The following is a 2,345-nucleotide window of genomic DNA, read 5'->3' on the forward strand; positions in this document are numbered from 1 at the left end:
TCCTCTCGATTGGTCATGGCGCTGCTCCCTGCTTGATACCAACAGGAAAACAATCGGCCAGAAAAGGGTTAATCGGGAGGTCAAATTAAACTGGTGTTTTGAAGACTTATTACATCGGTGATGACACCTCTCCAAGAAAACTGTATCATGAAGCTAGAAAAGGGACTGAGGCCGATGCAGAAAAAATACACAAAAGAACTGATCTTGAGCTGGAATGGCTAGCGATTGACTCACCAACGGGTTTCCCAATTGAACTATCAGACCTGCGATTAAAGCTTAAACCACTTGATTTTGAGCAACGGGACGGTCAGCAACTACCGGTTATCTGCATCGAAAAACTTTCCTGCAAAATGAAGTATTTCTACGAAAACGGTCAGTGTATAGAGTCAGACCTTGATCTCCATGATCTGAAGCTAACAATTCAAGCAGAGTGGAGCAAAGCATTTCATCATTATGTTGTTGCCAAACCTAGAGGTGTTCCAAAATTCTTAGTATCACTTCTAAGCAAAATAAAAAGTAGCAAGAAAAATCCACTGTCAGAAATCTGGATTAAGGGACAATCTGTTGAAGCAGGACTTGTTGGAAAATCAGTAAAAACCTTTGCAAAGTCAAAAATGCTAAAAGAACCACATAATTCGGCCCCCTCAGAGAAAATATTAAAACCACTGCTGGACTTAATTTTCAAGCAGCAGCTGTTTCCAATGCATGTTAATTGCGAACAACTGATAGTGCATGGTGACGATACCCTCCCCATTGATTTTCACTCTTCTCAGCTAAACGCCGAACTGACCAATGTAGAGCTAACACCAGAAAAAGGATGCACTCCAAGACTTAATATCAGAACCAACAGGAGTCGCATCACACTTGCCGAGGCCTCCAAAGAAGCCACAAGCCTGGTCAGTTTTTTAACCGAACATAATATATTGACCGGGGAAACCTCCAGACAGGCAAGAGCATTATTAGACCAATTCAATGGGCAACAACTGAGCCTTGATTTACATGAGCCTCAAGCTTGCCTTGCCCAATCACTTTTACCTGAAACGGCGCAAAACCGTTCAGTTACTCAGCCAACATTCCAAACCGGCAGCAGGAAGGCCTCGCTTCAGATACCACGGGCTGTCTTGGTCACGGATGGGCAACAGAAAGGCAAGATCACTCTCGGTACTGTCCAATGCCAGGTCCATGAGCACCGTGACAAATCTGTTACTCTCAAGGCTGGCGCTCATAACGCCGACCTTCGGACCAATACCCAACAACTGACACTGCCGGGTGATGTAACTGTTAATGGGCAGGTCCATGCCCAACTCCAAAAGCCCGGTATCACCCTGAGCCGCCAGAAAGCACAGCTCAGATCCGCTGTCTCACTAGCAGGAATCAGTGCCAATCTCCCCGCCACCCTGACCATTTCCCTCGGCCAGACAGATATCACTCTGAACAAGGGGACGGCCCTGACTAAGACACCCGGGGGTTATGTGCTGAGCTTACCTGAGCTGACTATTGACTCTCTCGAGCAGCATGGTCCCATTAAGCTGTCTGACATCAAAATTGAGTTCCAGCCAGAATTATTAAGTTTCAGAGAGAAGGACCAGGCACATTGCCCTCTAATCGCAATTGCCAAACTGAGCGGCACTCTGACTTACCCTTTGGCCGGTGGTGAGTCAATCTCAAGTGATCTGAATGTTGGCGACCTGCAACTAACCTTCAAAGCATCGTGGGGAGAGACACTGTCAGCTCTGAGAGAAGGCCGCCCTATCACAAAAGACCTCCTCAACCCGACAATAAAACCAGAGCAGCTATGGGTCCAAAGCCAGTCCTTCATGGTCGGTCTTCATAAAGATGCAGCCAGAGCCGTAGCGCGAGAGATTCTAATAAAAAGTGATACGATCATTTTTGATGAGATATCAAATATTCTGGAAGAAAATATTGCCAGCAACTGGCTGTTTCCTGTGCACGTTGGCTGTAACACACTAAGTGTTCAAGGTGATGAAGATCTGCCTTTAACAGCCCAAGTTGACCAGCTGAAACTCGATTTAACCGGTGTTTCTCCTACCAGTGAAAATCTTGACTGCGAACCTAAGCTGACCTTTGATGCTCGCCATACCAAATTAGAGCTGCAACAGGGTTCAGAGCTGGCTAAAAGGATGGCAAAAGAGCTTTCAAAGCAGGAGACTCTTTCAGCTCTACCAGGTTTTTCTTCAGATCATAAAGAAAGCATCTTATACCAATCGCATTTTCTAAATCCTTAAGCTGCCGCCAACTATGCTTAGGCATCATTACCATGCATTATCTAGAACAGATGTCTCGTCGACCACAGCTACCCGAAGGTTTTAATGATGTTGATTTTC

General features: G+C 45.8%; 2 protein-coding genes. One reads left to right on the plus strand and one right to left on the minus strand.

Annotated elements, in window-relative coordinates; translation table 11 throughout:
- Window positions 1-451 precede the first annotated feature (451 nt).
- Complete coding sequence (locus tag AK963_RS33835; protein WP_175404700.1) at window positions 452-685, minus strand: hypothetical protein; 234 nt, start codon at window positions 683-685, stop codon at window positions 452-454.
- Window positions 686-701: 16 nt separating this feature from the next.
- On the opposite strand from AK963_RS33835, the gene AK963_RS27870 reads away from it, so the two are divergent.
- Window positions 702-2,246: a hypothetical protein gene (locus AK963_RS27870; protein WP_175404701.1), complete on the plus strand. Its 1,545-nt coding sequence runs from the start codon at window positions 702-704 to the stop codon at window positions 2,244-2,246.
- Window positions 2,247-2,345 lie beyond the last annotated feature (99 nt).

The organism is Endozoicomonas atrinae, from assembly GCF_001647025.1.
In the GTDB taxonomy this organism is placed as follows: domain Bacteria; phylum Pseudomonadota; class Gammaproteobacteria; order Pseudomonadales; family Endozoicomonadaceae; genus Endozoicomonas; species Endozoicomonas atrinae.

What these genes read in the sequence shown, in the direction of transcription:
- AK963_RS27870 (WP_175404701.1), top strand. Translation starts at nt 702, where the DNA reads ATGCATGTTAATTGCGAACAACTGATAGTGCATGGTGACGATACCCTC.